The following is a 16318-nucleotide window of genomic DNA, read 5'->3' as shown; positions in this document are numbered from 1 at the left end:
GTAGACAGGCAGACAGGTAGTGCGTCCGTGCGGGCCGGATGCGGTTGCCCGCGCCGTTCCCCACGCCGATCCCCGCGCCCTTCAGGGGTGCGGCTACAGCGGCAGGCGGCGGAACACCCCTCGCGGGACGTGTCGCAGGGCCGACATGACCACCCGTAGCGCGCCCGGTACCCACACCGTTTCGGAGCGGCGGCGCAGGCCCGTTTCGATGGCTGTGGCAACCGCTTCCGGGGTGGTCGCCAGCGGGGCCTCCTCCAGGCCCTCCGTCATCTTGGAGCGGACGAAGCCGGGGCGTACGACCATCACGTGGACGCCCGTGCCGTACAGCGCGTCTCCCAGGCCCTGGGTGAACGCGTCGAGGCCCGCCTTGCTGGAGCCGTAGATGAAGTTGGCGCGGCGGGCCCGCTCGCCCGCCACCGAGGAGAGCACCACCAGGGAGCCGTGGCCCTGCGTCTGGAGTGCCCGCGCGCACACCAGGCCCGACGAGACGGCGCCCGTGTAGTTGGTCTGCGCGACCCGTACCGCCGCGCCGGGCTCGTTCTCGTCGTGCGACTGGTCGCCGAGGACGCCGAACGCGAGCAGGACCATGTCGATGTCGCCCTCGGCGAAGACCTTGCCGAGGGCCGCCTCGTGGGCGTCGGGGTCGAGTGCGTCGAAGTCGACGGTACGGACGTCCGCGCCGAGTTCGCGCAGTCCGGTGGCGGCCGATTCGAGGCCGGGCGAGGGGCGGCCCGCGAGCCACACCGTGCGGGTGCGGCGGGTGATCAGCCGCCGTGCGGTGGCCAGCCCGATCTCGGACGTGCCGCCGAGGATCAGCAGGGACTGCGGGATGCCGAAGGCGTCCTTCATGGAACCGAACTCCTATGGGGGAGGGGGCCGACAGGGCGGTGGCGGCGGGATGGCCGGCGTCAGAGGCCGAGGCGCCGGGACAGGTCGGAGGTGAAGACGGACCGCGGGTCCAGCTCCGCGCGCAGCGCCCGGAACTCGTCGAGCCGCGGGTACATCGCCGTGAGCAGTTCGGGCCGCAGCCGGGAGTCCTTGGCCAGGTAGACCCGCCCGTCGGCCGCGGCGACCTCCTCGTCCAGTTCGTCGAGGAAGCCGCCGAGCCCCGGCAGGTTCGCGGGGATGTCGAGGGCGAGGGTCCAGCCGGGCATCGGGAAGGACAGCCAGCCCGGGTCGCCCTCGCCGAACCGCTTCAGGACGGCGAGGAAGGAGGGGCAGCGGCGCTGCGAGATGCGGTGCACGATCCGGCGCAGGGTCTCCTCCTGCCCGTAGCCGACGGCGAACTGGTACTGCACGAAACCGCCGCGTCCGTAGACGCGGTTCCAGTGCGGCACGCCGTCGAGCGGGTGGAAGAAGGTGGACATCCGCTGGAGTTCGCCCACGCGCGCGTGAGGTGCCTTGCGGTACCAGAGCTCGTTGAAGAGGCCAACCGTCGTACGGCCGAGCAGGCCCTCGGGGACGAAGGAGGGCGCCGCGGGAAGACGGCCGGGGCGGAACTCCAACGGGGCTCTCCGCGCGCGCGTGCGGCCGGCCAGCGCCTCCAGGGGAGCGTGGTCGCCCCGGGTCAGCACCGAGCGGCCCATGGACGCGCCCCGGGCCAGCAGGTCGATCCAGGCGACCGAGTAGCGGTAGCGGTGGTCGGTCGCCGTGAGGCGGGCCATCAGGTCGTCCAGGTCCGTGGCGCGTTCGGTGTCGACGGACATCAACGACGTCTCGACGGGCTGCAGCCGGACGGTGGCCGTCAGGATGACGCCGGTCAGACCCATCCCGCCCGCCGTGGCGTCGAACAGGGGCGTGCCCCGGTCCACCATGCGGATCTGCCCGTCGGCGGTCAGCAGTTCGAAGGACAGGACGTGCCGGGCGAACGAGCCGGACACATGGTGGTTCTTGCCGTGGATGTCCGCGCCGATCGCCCCGCCGACCGTCACATAGCGGGTCCCGGGGGTCACCGGCACGAACCAGCCCAGCGGCAGCAGTACCTCCATGAGGCGGTGCAGGGAGACGCCGGCGCCGCACAGCACGGTCCCGCCGTCCACGTCGATCGCGTGGACGAGGTCGAGCCCCGTCATGTCGAACACGGCCCCGCCCGCGTTCTGCGCCGCGTCCCCGTACGCCCGTCCCAGGCCCCGGGCGATGCCTCCGCGGGCCCCGCACTCCCGGACGGCCGCCACGGCCTCCTCGTACGAACGGGGGCGCACCAGGCGGGCTGCGGTGGGAGCGGTGCGGCCCCACCCCGTGACGGAAACCGTGTCGGTAGGCATGCCAGTGACCGTATCGAGCGGAAGATGTCTTTAGTTACCTAACATCCCTCTGCACACCTTTCCTCCCCGAAATGGGTGATTAATGGGATGTCGCTCAATATTGCCGGAGATGTAGCGGTGTTGACGTGAACAGTGAGTCCCCATGGACCACCACGACGAGCGCCCTGACCTGGACCACCGGATCCTCACGGCCCTCCACGCACGCGGCACCGGCCCCCGAGTCGCCGCCGCGGCGCGGACCCTGTCCCTGGCCGGCGAACACGGCGCGCTGTGGCTCGCGGCGGGCCTCGCGGGAGCCGCCACCGACCGGGAGCGGCGCGGCGCCTGGCTGCGCGGCACGGCCCTGACCGCGGGCGCGCACCTCGCCAGCATGGGCGTGAAACGGCTCGTACGCCGTCCGCGTCCCGGCCATGTCGAGCCGCTGGTCCGCACGGCGGGCCGGCACTCCTTCCCCAGTTCGCACGCCACGTCCGCGGTGGCCGCCGCCGTGGCCTTCGGGGCGCTCGGCGCGCGCGTGGTGCCCGCGCTGGCCGCCGCGATGTGCGTGTCGCGGGTGGTCGTCGGCGTCCACTACCCCTCGGACGTCGCCGCGGGCGCCGCCCTCGGCGCGGTGACGGCCCGGCTCGGTGCCCGCTGGATGACAGGAGTCCGTGACCATGGCTGAGTCGGCCCTTCTGGGCAGTGAAAAGGGTCCGAAGAGCCCAGGAAGTCCGGGCAGTCCGGGCAGTCCGGGCAGTCCGGGGAATCCGGGGAGTCCGGAGAACCAGGGGAGTCCGGAGAAGGCGCGGGGGAAGTCGTCCGCCGCGCCGGGAAGTGGCCTCCTGAAGGGGCTCATCAGGACCGCCCGTCCGAAACAGTGGGTCAAGAACGTCCTCGTCGTCGCCGCTCCGGCCGCCGCGGGCGAGCTCTTCTCCCGCCACGCCCTCGTCCAGGTCTCCCTCGTCTTCGTGCTGTTCACGGCCTGCGCGGCGAGTGTCTACCTGGTCAACGACGCACGGGACGCCGACGCCGACCGCGCCCACCCGGTCAAGCGTCACCGGCCGGTCGCCGCGGGCGTGGTACCCGTCCCGGTCGCCTACTCCGTAGGGATCGTTCTCGCGGTCGTCGCCCCGGCCGTGGCCGCCTTCGTGTGCTCACCGCTCACCTCGGCGCTGCTGACCGCCTACCTGGGGATGCAGTTCGCGTACTGCATCAGCCTCAAGCACGTCCTGGTCGTCGATCTCGCCGTCGTGACCACCGGGTTCCTGATGCGGGCCATGATCGGCGGCCTCGCGCTCGGCATCCCGCTGTCGCGCTGGTTCCTGATCACCACCGGCTTCGGCGCGCTCTTCATGGTGTCCGCCAAGCGCTACTCCGAGGCCGTCCAGATGGCCGGGAAAGCGGGCGCCACGCGCGCGTTGCTCACCGAGTACACCGTCGGCTATCTGCGCTTCGTCTGGCAGCTCGCCGCCTCGGTCGCCGTCCTCGGTTACTGCCTGTGGGCCCTGGAGGAGGGCGGGCTGCCGCACACCAGCGTGCTGCCCTGGCGCCAGCTGTCGATGGTCGCCTTCATCCTCGCCGTCCTGCGGTACGCGGTCTTCGCCGACCGGGGCACCGCGGGCGAACCCGAGGACGTGGTCCTGCGCGACCGGGCGCTCGCCCTCATCGGCGTGGCCTGGCTCGCCATGTACGGCCTGGCGGTGGCCAACTGGTGAGCGGGGCGCAGAGCGCGGAGACAGCGGGCGTACACCGGGCGCCCTCACCTCGCGCGCGTCGGCCGCAACGCCGGGAACTGCTCGGCTTCGCCGCCGCGGGACTGGTCGCGTACGCCGCCGACCTCGCCCTCTTCCTCTGGCTGCGCGGCCCGGCAGGGCTCGATCCGCTGACCGCCAAGGCCCTGTCGTTCGTGGCGGGCTGCTCGGTCGCGTACGCGGGCAACGCGCTGGGCACGTACCGGCACACGACCCCGGGCCTGCTCCAGTACGGGATCTTCTTCGGGGTGAACATCGCGGGAGCCCTGGTGCAGCTGCTGTGCATCCTCGTCAGCCACTACGGCCTCGGGTTCACCTCCCCGCGCGCGGACACCGTGTCGGGCGCGGGGATCGGTATGGCGCTCGCTACGGTCCTGCGCTTTTGGGGTACCAGGACATTGGTTTTCCGAGGCGAGGGCAGAGTCGGATCATGGACTGGCTGAAAAAGCTCCCCGTAGTGGGCCCGTTGGTCGCACGGCTGATGCTCACGCACGCCTGGCGCTCGTACGAACGACTGGACCGGGTGAAGTGGACGCGGCTCGCCGCGGCGATGACCTTCATCAGCTTCATCGCGCTCTTCCCGCTGATCACCGTGGCCGCCGCGATCGCCGCCGCGACCCTCGACGAGAAGGGGGTGCGGACGCTCGAGGACAAGATCACCGAGCAGATCCCCGGTATCGCCGAACAGCTCGACATCGGCGCTCTCGTCGAGAACGCCGGCACGGTCGGACTCATCGCGGGCGCCCTGCTGCTCTTCACCGGCATCGGCTGGGTCGGCTCGATGCGCGAGTGCCTGCGCGCCGTCTGGGAGCTGCCGGACGAGGAGGAGAACCCGATCCTGCGCAAGCTCGTGGACGGCGGCGTACTCGTCGGCCTCGGCGGCGCCGCACTCGTCACGATCGCCGCCTCCACCCTCGCGTCGACCGCCGTGGGCTGGACCACCCGGCAGCTCGGGATCGACGAGGGCGGCTGGGGCGGGGTGCTGCTGAGGGTGGCCGCGTTCGCCGTGGCCGTCCTCGCCGCCTTCCTGCTGCTCCTGTACCTACTGACGCTGCTCCCCGGTGTCCAGCCGGAGCGGCGCCGCCTCGTCGTCGCCGCGCTGATCGGCGCCGCCGGGTTCGAACTGCTGAAACTGCTGCTCAGCGGCTATATCCAGGGAGTCGCGGCGAAGAGCATGTACGGGGCGTTCGGGGTGCCCGTCGCCCTGCTGCTGTGGATCAACTTCACGTCCAAGCTGCTGCTCTTCTGCGCGGCCTGGACGGCGACGGAGCACAAGGAGACGCCCGAGCCGGCCGGGACGGACGACTCGGCGGAACTCAGCGGCGGCGACGCATCAGCTCCGGCAGCGGCCAGCGGCGGTTGATCAGGAACACGCCGGCGGCGAGCAGGGCGAGAACGCCGCCGGTGATCGCCAGGGCGATGCCGACACCACCCGAACCGCCCTGCTCCGAGGAGGCCGCGACCGGCTTCGACGAGGCCGCGCCGTCACCCGAACCGCCCGCCTCACCGGAGGCGTTCGCGCCCGGCTGCGCGCCCGTGTCCGCGCTCTTCGGCGGCACCAGCTCGCCCACCGGGGAGACCTTGCCGGAAGCCTTGAAACCCCAGTCGAGGAGTTCGGCGGTCTCCTTGTAGACCTGGTCGTGCTCCTGCTTCTCCGGGTTCATGACCGTGACGAGCAGGACCCTGCCGTCCCGCTCGGCGACCCCGGTGAAGGTCGCGCCCGCGTTCGTGGTGTTGCCGTTCTTCACACCCGCAATGCCCTGATAGGCGTCCAGGCCGTAGTCGCCGGTCAGCAGCCGGTTGGTGTTCTGGATCTCGAAGGTGCCGCGGGTCGTCTTGCCCTTCTTGTTCTTCTTCGTCTCGCCGGGGAACTTCGCGCGGACCGTCGAGCAGTACTCGCGGAAGTCCTCGTTCTGCAGGCCGGAGCGGGCGAACAGGGTCAGGTCGTACGCCGACGACACCTGGCGCTTCTCGTCGTAGCCGTCCGGGCTGACCACGTTCGTGTCGAGCGCCTGGAGCTCCTCGGCGCGCGCGTTCATGTCCTTGACGGTCTGGTCGACGCCGCCGTTCATCGCGGACAGGACGTGCACGGCGTCGTTGCCGGAGCGAAGGAAGACGCCGAGCCACAGATCGTGGACCGTGTACGTCTCGTCCTCCTTGACGCCCACCATGCTGGAACCCGAACCGATGCCCGCGAGGTCGGACGGGGCCACCTTGTGCTTCTGCTTCTTGGGGAACTTGGGCAGCAGGGTGTCGGCGAACAGCATCTTCAGAGTGCTCGCCGGGGGCAGCCGCCAGTGCGCGTTGTGGGAGGCCAGGACATCGCCGGACTCGGCGTCCGCGACGATCCAGGAGCGGGCGCTCAGATCCTTCGGCAGGACCGGCGCGCCGGTGCCGAGGTTCGCCTGGGTCCCCGGCTGCGCGAGCAGGGCGCCGCCCACGGACGACATGTCCGCCGGCGGTGTCGCCGAGGGAGTGGCCGACGGGGACGGCTTCGGCTTGTCCGCCGCGAAGGCGGCCGCCGCTGCGGTGGCGGGCGCGCTGGCGGTCGCCGTGAGCGCGAGCGAGAACGACAACAGGGTGGCGGAAGTGACCAGCAAGGACGGCTTGGCGGTCTTTCTCATGGCGGGCACGGTCGAGAACGTACATGGCGTAGGGCGGGAAGTCGCAGGGGCCTCCTCGCCAGGGCCCTTTCCGGCAGGGGCTTTTCCGCCACCGTGCCGGGTGCCGTGGCCGGACCCACCCCGGGCGCCGGTTCCGTTCGAGGACGGCGATACTGAACGCATGAAGCTCAGCCGTCCCGTCTCCTGGTTCCTGCTCGCCTTCGGGGTGTGGAGCTGGGTCATCTGGGTCACTTTCATCAAAAATCTCTGGAAGGACGGCAGCGGGCTCGCCTTCGACGACGCGGGCGATCCGACCGGGTACTTCTGGGTGCACCTGACGCTCGCCGTTGTCTCCTTTGTCTTGGGGACGGTTGTCGGGGGCATCGGGTTGCGCGGGGTGCGAGCCTTGCGCGGCACGCCGCCGTCGTGACGCCGCACAGGCGTGACGCCGGACAGTCGTAGCGCAGCACGGGCGTCACGGCACAACAGAGCCCAACGCCACAACAGCCAACGCCGCATCGGCACAACGCCGTATCGCCGTATCGCACAACGTCATAACGGGAGAGCCGTCGCGTGGTCATCGTGTTCGTCGTGGTCGTAGTTCTGGCCCTGGCCGTGTTCGGGGGGCTGCACTGGTACCTGTGGCGCCGGCTGGTGCGTGACACGACAGCGCGGCCCGGGGTGTCCCGGCGCGTGGGCACGGCCGTGCTCGTCGGCGGGCCGGTGCTCATGTTCGCGGCGATCACGTCCGAGCAGACGGGTGCGCCGTTCTGGCTGCAGCAGGTGCTGGCCTGGCCCGGCTTCCTGTGGATGGCGCTGTCGATCTACCTCCTGCTGGCGCTGCTGGTCGGCGAGGCCGTACGGCCGCTGCTGCGGAGGGCTCTGGACCGGCGTACGGCGCCCGCGACCGAGCCGGAGCCGGTGACCGAGCCTGAGCCCGCACCGGCGGACGTGCGCGAGGCCGCGCATGTCCCGGCGGGAGCGCGCGCGGCCGGGGAGGCCGGGCGGGCCTCCGAGGCGTCGGCGCCGGCGTCGGCGGAGGCGCCCGCGCCCACCCCCGCCGGTCCCTCGCGCCGGCTCCTCATCTCGCGTGTCGTGGGCGGGGCCGCGGCGGCCGCCGCCGTGGGCACCGTGGGGTACGGGACGTACGGCGTCGTGAGCGGGCCCAAGGTGAAGCGGGTCACCGTGCCGCTGGCCAAGCTCCCGAGGGCCGCCCACGGGTACCGGATCGCCGTCGTCAGCGACATCCACCTCGGGCCCGTACTGGGACGCGGGTTCGCGCAGAAGGTCGTCGACACGATCAACTCGACGCAGCCCGACCTGATCGCGGTCGTGGGCGACCTCGTCGACGGCAGCGTGAAGGACCTCGGGCCCGCCGCGGCGCCGCTCGCGCAACTGAGGGCACGGCACGGGGCGTTCTTCGTCACCGGGAACCACGAGTACTTCTCCGGGGCCGAGGAGTGGGTCGCGCGCGTCCGTGAACTGGGGCTGAACCCGCTGGAGAACGTGCGCACCGAGCTGGCCCACTTCGATCTCGCCGGGGTCAACGACATCGCCGGGGAGGACGAGGGGCAGGGCCCAGACTTCGCCAAGGCCCTCGGGGACCGGGACCGGGGCCGGGCGTGTGTCCTGCTCGCCCACCAGCCCGTACAGATCCATGACGCCGTGGACCACGGGGTGGACCTCCAGCTCTCCGGGCACACCCACGGCGGGCAGTTGTGGCCCGGCAACTTCATCGCGGACCTCGCCAATCCGACCCTCGCCGGTCTGGAGCGCTACGGGGACACGCAGTTGTACGTGTCGCGGGGCGCCGGCGCGTGGGGGCCGCCGACCCGGGTGGGGGCGCCGTCCGACATCACGGTCGTGGAGCTGGCCTCCAGGCAGGCCTGACGGGGCCGTCGACCAGCCGATTCTGGCCAGTCGGCGGGGCGCCGGTCGCGGCCGTACGGACGGGAACCTTCACAGGAACCGGTGAACCGCCATGTGTGCGGTGCCTTTCCGCGGGCCGCGGCGGGGTGCGAATCACCGGCTGAGCAGTGCCGACACGGGTGGTCGGGGTACCCGTCGGACGGCACGGGGCCTTCCGGTTGTGGAGCCCCGACGGGAACGGCCCGTCGACCGCCTGTCGCGTTCATGCAGGGTTGCAATTGCGCGAGTGACGCATCGGGCTTGCGTCACGCAGCATGATGTGACGGAGGCGTGCGCGGGGTGAGGAGCAAACGTGTTGAGACGCAACTCCTTCCGGCTGCCCCGGCACCCGGCTTCCGTCGGGCTCGCGCGGCGCCGGGTGCGTGACCATCTGTCGAACTGGGGGCACAGTTCGGGGGAGCAGGCGTTCGAGGACGTGGTGCTGCTCGTGTCCGAACTGGCGACGAACGCGGTGCGGCACGCGCCGCTGCTCGAGCGGGAGTTCGAGGTCGCGGTGACGACGCTCGCGGACGGGTCGTGTCTCATCGAGGTCTCCGACGAGAGTGCTGTGCAGCCGCGGTTGCGGGCGGTCGGGGAGTACGAGGAGGAGTCGGGGCGGGGGTTGCGGTTGGTCGAGAGCCTGACGACCGCGTGGGGGGTGTGGAGTCGGGGCCGCCACGGCAAGACGGTCTGGGCGCTCGTCCCGGCGCCGACCCCGGCCACGAGCTAGCGCCGCGGCCGTCCCGCCGCCTCTGACCTGCGACCCCGGCGAGGGCCGGCCGCGCAGTTCCCCGCGCCCCTTTGTGGGCTCTGGGCCTGTTGTGATTGTGCGGGTCGGTGGGGGTGGGCCGTGCGCAGTTCCCCGCGCCCCTTTGTGGGCTTGGCCCGTTGTCATTGTGCGGCCCTGTGAGGGCTGGCCGCGCAGTTCCCCGCGCCCCTTAGGGGGCGGTGGGGGTGGGCGGTGCCGTTCCTCGTGCCCCTTGGGGGCGGTCGGGCGTGGTGTTTCTCGGGTGGCTGGAAGCGTGCCCCTGGAGGCGCCGTAGGCGGCCTTCAGGGGCACGGGGAACTGCGCGGCCCACCCCGACCGGGCACGCCCTCGTGACGCACCTATTGGATCCGCCCCGGAAAGACTCACCCGCACAGCCCGGAGGGCAGCGTGACCGTCACCTCCAGGCCCGCGCCCGGCGACGTGCGTACCGTCACCTCACCCCCGTGTGCGGCAGCCACTCCCTGCACGATGGCCATGCCCAGGCCACTGCCCGCACCCCCGCCCGCCCGGAAGAACCGGTCGAAGATGCGGGCCGCGTCCTCCTCCGCGAGGCCCGGCCCCTCGTCGGCGACCCGCACCCGCACCACCCCGTCGACCCGCTCCAGATCGAGGGCGACGGCGACATCCGCGGGCGTGTGCGTGCGTACGTTCGCCACGAGATTGCCCAGCACCTGCCGCAGGCCCGACTCGTCCGCCCGTACGAGGAGGGCCCCCTCGGCGCTCACCGACACCGGGCGGCCGGGCTGCTGGGCCCGCAGATCCTCCGCCGCGTCCCGCACCAGACGGCTCAGGTCGACGTTCCGGAACCGCAGTTCGGGCTGCTGGTCGAGGCGGGCCAGGGTGAGCAGTTCGTCGACCAGGCGGCCCATCCGGTCGGCCTCCCCGGTCATCCGGTCCCAGGCACGCTTGCGCTCGGCTGGCTCCCGCAGCATGCCCTTGTCGTACAGCTGGAGATAGCCGCGTATCGCCGACAGCGGTGTACGCAGCTCGTGCGAGGCGTCCGCGACGAACCGCCGCAGCTGGGCCGCGCTGCGCTCACGCGTCCGGTACGCCACCTCCACCTGCTGGAGCATCGAGTTGAGGGCGAGCCGCAACTGCTCGACCTCCTGGGTGGGGTGGTGGCTGGACGGCACCCGGCGCGCCAGATCCCCCTCGGCGATCGCCGACGACGTCTCCACCATGTCCTCCAGCGGCCGCAGCCGCCGTCTCACGCTCAGCATCGTCAGGACGGCGAGCAGCGCCAGCAGCAGCACCCCGAAGAACAGATCCAGCTTGAGGGCCTTGGCCATGCCCTTGTGCAGCGCGTCGGTCGAACCGGCGACCAGGATCACCGACCCGTCGGGCAGGGAGGCACCGACCACCCGGAACGGCGAACCGTCCACCGTCACGTCGCGCGGGTCCGCGTCACCGGTGAGCGCCCGGGGATCGTCCACCGCCGAGGCGAGCGCGCGCTGGTTCGGGGTCGGCTCGAACGTGCCGAGGGTGAGGGCCCGGCCCTCGGAGTCGACCACCGCGAACAGCGAGTCCGCGTCCGGCGGGCCCTGCGACTCCGGCGCCCGCCCCTCCCGGACGAAGGCCAGCGCGCTCAGCGAGTCGATCTGCCGCGCGGTCAGCTGCGTACTCTCCAGCGAGTCCCGCATCCTGAGCAGCCCCGAGTCGACCTGGTCCAGCAGGTAGTACCGCATGCCCATCAGACTCACCGCCGTCGCCACGACGATGCCGAGCGCCAGCAGCGCCACATTGGCGACCGTCAGCTTGCCGCGCAGGGAGTGGATACCGTGCCCGCGGCAGCGCCGGAGGATCACGCGAGCCCGTATCCGACGCCGCGCCGGGTCGTGATCACCGGGGCGCCCAGGGCGTCGAGCTTGCGCCGCAGATAGCTGATGTACGTCTCCACGACGGTCGACTCGGCCGGGTGCTCGTACTGCCAGACGTGCCGCAGCAGCTGCTCCTTGGGCACGATCCGGCCGCCGTTGCGCACGAGGAAGCGCAGCAGCGCGTACTCGGTGGGGGTCAGCTCGACCGTGCGGCCCGCGCGGTGCACCGAGTACGTCGTCTCGTCCAGCTCCAGGTCGCCGTAGCGCAGCGGTGGGCGCTCGGGCAGGACGTCGGCGGGGCGGGTGCGGCGCAGCACGGCGGTGATACGGGCGATCACCTCGTCGATGTTGAACGGCTTGGTGATGTAGTCGTCGCCGAAGGAGAGCGCGCCGACGATCTCCGTGGGCGCGTCGCGCGCGGTGAGGAACACCACGGCCAGATCGGGCTGTCTGACCCGCAGTTCGCGGCCCAGCGCCCGGCCGTCGCCGTCCGGGAGCATCACGTCGAGGAGCGCCGCGTCCGGGCGTGTGCGCTCGGCCATGGTCAGCGCCTGGCGGACGGTACCGGCCGTCATCACCTCGAAGCGGTGGTAGCGCAGGGCGATGGTCAGGACGTCCGCGATGCTCGGCTCGTCCTCGACGACCAGCACGGTCGCCCCCTCGTGAGCGGTCATGCCCCCAGTATCGGCGCGACCACCGACAACGGGACCGGCTCTCCCTTTGGAGTTCCTTGTGAGTCATGGCCAGGTCATGTCCCACGGCCCGCGCCGCGCCCGATGCTGTGCCGCAGGACCTGGGGGACCAACCGATCGACCGGATGAACAACCGAGCGACTAAGGGGCGTTGAGGCGTGACGACATTGGCACGGTGGTGCTATCGGCACCGGCTGGTGGTCCTGATTCTGTGGGTGGGGGCGTTGTTGGGGCTGGGCTTCGCGGGCTCCGCCGCGGGCACGAACTACGCGGACACCTTCACCCTTCCGAACACGGACTCCACGCGCGCGTACGACCTGATGGAGAAGGCCTTCCCGGAGCGGTCGGGCGACACCGACACGGTGGTGTGGAAGGTCGACGAGGGGACGGCGAAGGACGCGTCCGTACGCTCCCGCATCGAGCCCGCCCTCGAAGAGATCGGGCGCATGAAGGGCGTCGGCGAGGTCAGCAGCCCGTACGCCGCCGAGGGGGCCGCGCAGATCAGCGGGAACGGGCGGATCGCGTACGCCCAGATCACCTTCACCGAGCAGGCCAACGGCGTGCCGAAGGCCCTCGTGGAGGACGTCGTCGAGACGGCACAGGACGCCGAACGCGCCGGGCTCCAGGTGGAGCTGGGCGGCCAGGCGATCACCCGCACCCAGGAACCGCCCACCGGCATCGCCGAGATGGTCGGCATCCTGGCCGCGGCGGTCGTCCTCTTCCTCGCCTTCGGCTCGCTCTTCGCGATGCTGCTGCCCCTCGTCGTCGCGATCGCGGCCCTCGGCACCGGCCTGATGGCGACCTCGCTGCTCAGCCATGTCACCGACGTGCCCGAAGTGGCGCCGCTGCTCGGCTCGCTGATCGGCCTGGGCGTCGGCATCGACTACGCCCTGTTCATCGTGACGCGGCACCGGCGGGGCATCCTGCGCGGGATGGAGCCCGAGGAGTCCGCCGTCACGGCCCTCAACACCTCCGGCCGTGCCGTGCTGTTCGCCGGCGGGACCGTGTGCATCGCGCTCGCCGGGATGCTCGTGATGAACATGCGCTTCCTGGACGGCGTGGTCGTCGCGACCTCGCTGACGGTCGTGCTGAGCGTGCTCGCCGCGACGACCCTGCTGCCCGCGCTCCTCGGCCTGCTCGGCATGCGGGTACTCAGCCGCAAGCAGCGCCGCAGGCTCGCCGCCGAGGGACCGGAGTCGGAGGAGGCGAGCGGACTCGCCGCCCGCTGGTCCGCGTACGTGCAGAAGCGGCCGCGGTCGATCGCCGCCGGGGCGCTGCTCGTGATGCTGGTCCTCGCGCTGCCGGTCCTGTCGATCCGGCTCGGCGCCACCGACCAGGGCAACCACCAGGACTCCACGACCACCCGGCAGGCGTACGACCTGCTCGCCGAAGGGTTCGGCCCCGGCTTCAACGGGCCGCTCCAGGTCGTCGTGGACGGCGGGGACGAGGCGCAGACGACCGCCCTCGTCTCGACCATCCGCTCCACCGACGGGGTCGCCCGGGTCGCCGCCGCGCCGCCCGCCCGGGACGTCACGGTCATCCAGGTCGTACCCACCACGTCACCGCAGTCCGAGAAGACCGACCAGCTCATCGACCGGCTGCGCGACGACGTGATCCCGGCGTCCGGGACCGAGGCCCATGTGGGCGGGGTGACCGCCGTCTTCAAGGACTTCGCGGCCGTCACGGGGGACCGGCTGCCCTACTTCGTCGCGGCGATCATCACGCTCGGCTTCCTGCTCCTGATGGTGGCCTTCCGCTCCCTGGTGGTGCCGCTGACGGCCGCCCTGATGAACCTCATCGCGGCAGCCGCCTCCTTCGGAGTGCTCGTCGCGATCTTCCAGTGGGGCTGGGGCACGGAACTCCTCGGCATCGGCAAGGAGGGGCCGATCACCGCGTTCCTGCCGGTCATCATGCTGTCGCTGCTCTTCGGGCTCTCGATGGACTACCAGGTGTTCCTGGTGAGCCGGATGCACGAGGAATGGGTGCACACCAAGGACAACGCGCGCGCGGTCCGGGTCGGCCTCGCCGAGACCAGCCGGGTCATCAACTGCGCGGCCCTGATCATGATCTGCGTGTTCTCCGCGTTCGTGCTCAGCGGTGACATGGAGGGCGCGATGGCGGGCATCGGGCTCGCGGCTGCGGTCGCCCTGGACGCGTTCATCCTGCGTACGGCCCTGGTGCCGGCCGCGATGCACCTGTTGGGCAACTCCAACTGGTGGCTGCCCGCGGGCCTGGAGAAGCGGCTGCCGCACCTGGCGGTCGAGCCCCGGGAGGAGACCGTTTCCGAGCCCCACGCGCGCGTGCCCGACGGCGAGGCGGCCGGGGGTGGCGGCTCCACCGTGATCCACGGCTTCGTCCGCACCCCGGACGGCGCGCCCGTCGAGGGCGCCACGCTGACCCTGCTCTCCAAGGGCGGCCGTCAGCTCGACCGGGTGACCTCGCTGGCCGACGGCTCGTACATCGTCTCGGTCCCGTCCGCGGGCTCGTACCTGCTGGCCGTGACGGCCCAGGAGCACCCCTCGAAGGCCCGCCATGTGGTGGTCGGCACGGAACCGCTGGTGTACGACGTGGAGCTGGCGGAGGACGAGGTGGACGCGGTGAACTGACCGCGAGGCGCTGAAAAGGCGCTGTTCAGCGGCTACTTCGTGGACTTCCTGGCGGGTTTGGCGGGATCGGGCAGAGCGTTCGTCATCCCCGGCAGGAAGTCCGTGAACAGTTCGTGCACCTCGCGGACCAGGGGCCGCAGCACGCGGAACCGGGCCAGGGAGACACCGAGCGAGGTGAGGCGGGCGCCGCGTTCGGCGAGGCGGTAGCTGCGCTCGCGGCCCTCAGTGCGGTCGAAGATCCAGTACAGGACCAGACCCATCTGGGAGAGCCACAGCAGCTCGGGAAGGACCTCCCGCAGCTCCTCCGGGATCTTCGCCTTCGAGCCGCTGAGCACCTCGCCGCAGACGCCGATGGCCTCCACGCGCGCGTGCTCCGACTCGGGGGAGAACGGGCTGAGCGGGCTGTCCGGGTCGGCGGCGTTCTTGAAGAACTGCACCGCGAACTCGTGGTACGGCGTCGCCACGTCCAGCCACGCCTTCAGGACCCCGGCGATCCGCTTCTCCAGGTCCCTCTCGTGGTCCAGGACCTCACGGACCGCCGCCCGGTGCTCCACGGCCATGCGGTCGTAGAAGCCCTGGATCAGGTGCTCCTTGCCCGCGAAGTAGTAGTAGGCGTTGCCTACGGAGACCCCGGCCTCCTTGGCGATGGCCCGCATCGTCGTCTTCTCGTAACCCCGTTCCTGGAACAGGCGCATGGCCGTCTCCAGGATCAGGGCCCGGGTCTGCTCGCTCTTGGCGGGCGTGCGCGGGGCGCCGGGGCCCTCGGGCACGGCGGCGCCCGCGGGCACGGCGCGGCCTTCGGGCACGGCGGCGCCCTCGGGCACCGCGGGGCCGTCCGGGCTGGGGGCACTGTCGTTCGCTGCTGGCACGGGACAGAGCCTAACGAGGCGGACAGGTGCCGCCGTCGCAGGCGGGCGGGTTCCAGGTCCAGCCCAGGGCCGGGACGTACGACCATCCGTCGGCCGCGGTGTACGCGCCCCCGCCCCAGTACCCCTCCCGGCGGGCCCGTTGTCCCTCGCGCCACTTGGCGGCGGCGAGCACCACGCCCCGCGCCAGACGGGCCCCGGCCGGGGTGCTCAGCCGGTGGGCCGTCGGGCGGTGGTCGGCGAGCGCCCACAGGGTGACGACCCAGGCGGCGGTTCCCCGGTAGACCTGGCCCGCGTCCCCGATCACGGTGATCTCGTCGAGCGTCGCGCCGTGGTCGAGCCCGGGGTAGCGGCGCCTGGCCTCCTCCGAGCCGGCGGCCACCAGCTCCAGGGGTACCAACTGCCGCTGCCGTACGAGCCAGTCGCGCAGGAAGGCGCAGAGCGAGCACTCGGCGTCGTACAGGACGGTGAGCCCGCGGACCGGGACGCGTGCGGCGTCCCGGTCCGGGCCGGCGGCGGTTGCCACCGGGGTCACGCCCTGCCCGCCGGCGCGACCCAGCCCTGCGGCGGCACGGGTGGCTGCTGCTCGCGCTCCATGACGCCCCGGCGGCGGATCTTGTTGAGCACGTACACGTTCCCCAGGTGCATGGCGCCGAGGACCAGGAGCACCACGCCGAGCTTGGTCGACAGGGCCTCGAAGACCCCGCGGGCGTCGGCGATCTCGTCGTCCTGGTTCAGATAGAGCGCTACGAAGCCGAGGTTCACCAGGTAGAAGCCGACCACCAGGAGGTGGTTGACGGCGTCCGCGAGTTTTTCGTTCCCCTGGAGTACGTCGGCCAGGAAGATGCGCCCGTTGTGGCTGAGCGTCCGCGCCACCCAGACCGTCAGCGCGACGCTGATCAGCAGATATATGACATACGCAACGACCGTGAGGTCCATGTCCCCGCCCCTTCTCGACTGCTTCCTTGCCTTCTTGAACGTGTTCAAAAGGCTGTCGAGAGAGAATGTAGACCTGTTTTTGAACACGTTCAAGCGGCACTTCGGGGGGACGGGTGTGACGTGC

The 16318-nt window shown here is 71.5% G+C and carries 16 protein-coding genes; 8 read left to right on the top strand and 8 right to left on the bottom strand.

What is annotated here, in order from left to right:
* Positions 1–93: 93 nt before the first annotated feature.
* Both dprE2 and dprE1 read right to left on the bottom strand, forming a co-directional pair.
* Positions 94–849, bottom strand: a complete 756-nt coding sequence (gene dprE2 / locus IE278_RS06320; RefSeq protein ID WP_189769593.1) for a decaprenylphospho-beta-D-erythro-pentofuranosid-2-ulose 2-reductase — start codon at positions 847–849, stop codon at positions 94–96.
* 59 nt (positions 850–908) lie between these two features.
* A complete protein-coding gene (gene dprE1 / locus IE278_RS06315; RefSeq protein ID WP_189769591.1) occupies positions 909–2264 on the bottom strand; it encodes a decaprenylphosphoryl-beta-D-ribose oxidase in 1356 nt (451 codons plus the stop codon).
* A gap of 142 nt (positions 2265–2406) precedes the next feature.
* Here dprE1 and IE278_RS06310 point away from each other — a divergent pair, with 142 nt between their 5' ends.
* The 4 genes from IE278_RS06310 to IE278_RS06295 all read left to right on the top strand — a co-directional run bounded on the left by IE278_RS06310 (position 2407) and on the right by IE278_RS06295 (position 5357).
* Positions 2407–2928 carry a phosphatase PAP2 family protein gene (locus IE278_RS06310; protein WP_189769589.1) on the top strand — a complete coding sequence of 174 codons (522 nt, stop codon included), beginning with the start codon at positions 2407–2409 and terminating at the stop codon, positions 2926–2928.
* Positions 2921–3958: a decaprenyl-phosphate phosphoribosyltransferase gene (locus IE278_RS06305; protein ID WP_189769587.1), complete on the top strand. Its 1038-nt coding sequence runs from the start codon at positions 2921–2923 to the stop codon at positions 3956–3958. The genes IE278_RS06310 and IE278_RS06305 overlap by 8 nt, the downstream gene beginning before the upstream one ends.
* 77 nt (positions 3959–4035) lie before the next feature.
* Positions 4036–4437: a GtrA family protein gene (locus tag IE278_RS06300; protein WP_246570083.1), complete on the top strand. Its 402-nt coding sequence runs from the start codon at positions 4036–4038 to the stop codon at positions 4435–4437.
* Complete coding sequence (locus IE278_RS06295; protein WP_189769583.1) at positions 4425–5357, top strand: YihY/virulence factor BrkB family protein; 933 nt, start codon at positions 4425–4427, stop codon at positions 5355–5357. Before IE278_RS06300 ends, IE278_RS06295 begins: the two co-directional genes overlap by 13 nt.
* On the opposite strand, the gene IE278_RS06290 is transcribed toward IE278_RS06295, so the two are convergent.
* On the bottom strand, positions 5311–6627 hold the full coding sequence (locus IE278_RS06290; RefSeq protein WP_373311914.1) for a D-alanyl-D-alanine carboxypeptidase family protein: 1317 nt from the start codon (positions 6625–6627) through the stop codon (positions 5311–5313). The genes IE278_RS06295 and IE278_RS06290 overlap by 47 nt on opposite strands.
* Positions 6628–6778: 151 nt before the next feature.
* Here IE278_RS06290 and IE278_RS42140 point away from each other — a divergent pair, with 151 nt between their 5' ends.
* The 3 genes from IE278_RS42140 to IE278_RS06280 all read left to right on the top strand — a co-directional run bounded on the left by IE278_RS42140 (position 6779) and on the right by IE278_RS06280 (position 9235).
* Positions 6779–7027 carry an SCO4848 family membrane protein gene (locus IE278_RS42140; protein ID WP_246570007.1) on the top strand — a complete coding sequence of 83 codons (249 nt, stop codon included), beginning with the start codon at positions 6779–6781 and terminating at the stop codon, positions 7025–7027.
* A gap of 143 nt (positions 7028–7170) precedes the next feature.
* Entirely contained in the window at positions 7171–8487 is a 1317-nt protein-coding gene (locus tag IE278_RS06285) for a metallophosphoesterase (RefSeq protein ID WP_189769581.1), read from the top strand.
* A 331-nt stretch (positions 8488–8818) separates the two neighbouring features.
* Positions 8819–9235 carry an ATP-binding protein gene (locus IE278_RS06280; RefSeq protein WP_189769580.1) on the top strand — a complete coding sequence of 139 codons (417 nt, stop codon included), beginning with the start codon at positions 8819–8821 and terminating at the stop codon, positions 9233–9235.
* 401 nt (positions 9236–9636) lie between these two features.
* Here the strand turns inward: IE278_RS06280 and IE278_RS06275 are convergent, their stop codons facing one another.
* Positions 9637–11076: a sensor histidine kinase gene (locus IE278_RS06275; RefSeq protein WP_246570080.1), complete on the bottom strand. Its 1440-nt coding sequence runs from the start codon at positions 11074–11076 to the stop codon at positions 9637–9639.
* The gene (locus tag IE278_RS06270; RefSeq protein ID WP_189769579.1) at positions 11076–11765 is read right to left on the bottom strand and encodes a response regulator transcription factor; all 690 of its coding nucleotides are present in this window, start codon (positions 11763–11765) and stop codon (positions 11076–11078) included. Before IE278_RS06270 ends, IE278_RS06275 begins: the two co-directional genes overlap by 1 nt.
* A 185-nt stretch (positions 11766–11950) precedes the next feature.
* Between IE278_RS06270 and IE278_RS06265 the strand changes: the two genes are divergently transcribed.
* Positions 11951–14389, top strand: a complete 2439-nt coding sequence (locus IE278_RS06265) for an MMPL family transporter (protein WP_189769868.1) — start codon at positions 11951–11953, stop codon at positions 14387–14389.
* A gap of 32 nt (positions 14390–14421) precedes the next feature.
* Here the strand turns inward: IE278_RS06265 and IE278_RS06260 are convergent, their stop codons facing one another.
* The 3 genes from IE278_RS06260 to IE278_RS06250 form a co-directional block, all read right to left on the bottom strand.
* The gene (locus IE278_RS06260; protein ID WP_246570079.1) at positions 14422–15177 is read right to left on the bottom strand and encodes a TetR/AcrR family transcriptional regulator; all 756 of its coding nucleotides are present in this window, start codon (positions 15175–15177) and stop codon (positions 14422–14424) included.
* Positions 15178–15268: 91 nt separating this feature from the next.
* A complete protein-coding gene (locus IE278_RS06255) occupies positions 15269–15790 on the bottom strand; it encodes a thiol-disulfide oxidoreductase DCC family protein (protein ID WP_189769578.1) in 522 nt (173 codons plus the stop codon).
* Positions 15787–16194: a hypothetical protein gene (locus IE278_RS06250; protein ID WP_107015761.1), complete on the bottom strand. Its 408-nt coding sequence runs from the start codon at positions 16192–16194 to the stop codon at positions 15787–15789. The genes IE278_RS06255 and IE278_RS06250 overlap by 4 nt, the downstream gene beginning before the upstream one ends.
* Between the last annotated feature and the right edge of the window lie 124 nt (positions 16195–16318).

Origin of the sequence: Streptomyces tauricus, from assembly GCF_014650955.1 — a bacterium.
GTDB lineage: Bacteria > Actinomycetota > Actinomycetes > Streptomycetales > Streptomycetaceae > Streptomyces > Streptomyces tauricus.
The sequence above is the reverse complement of the archived record's forward strand: the minus strand, read 5'-3'. Positions and strand labels throughout refer to the sequence as shown.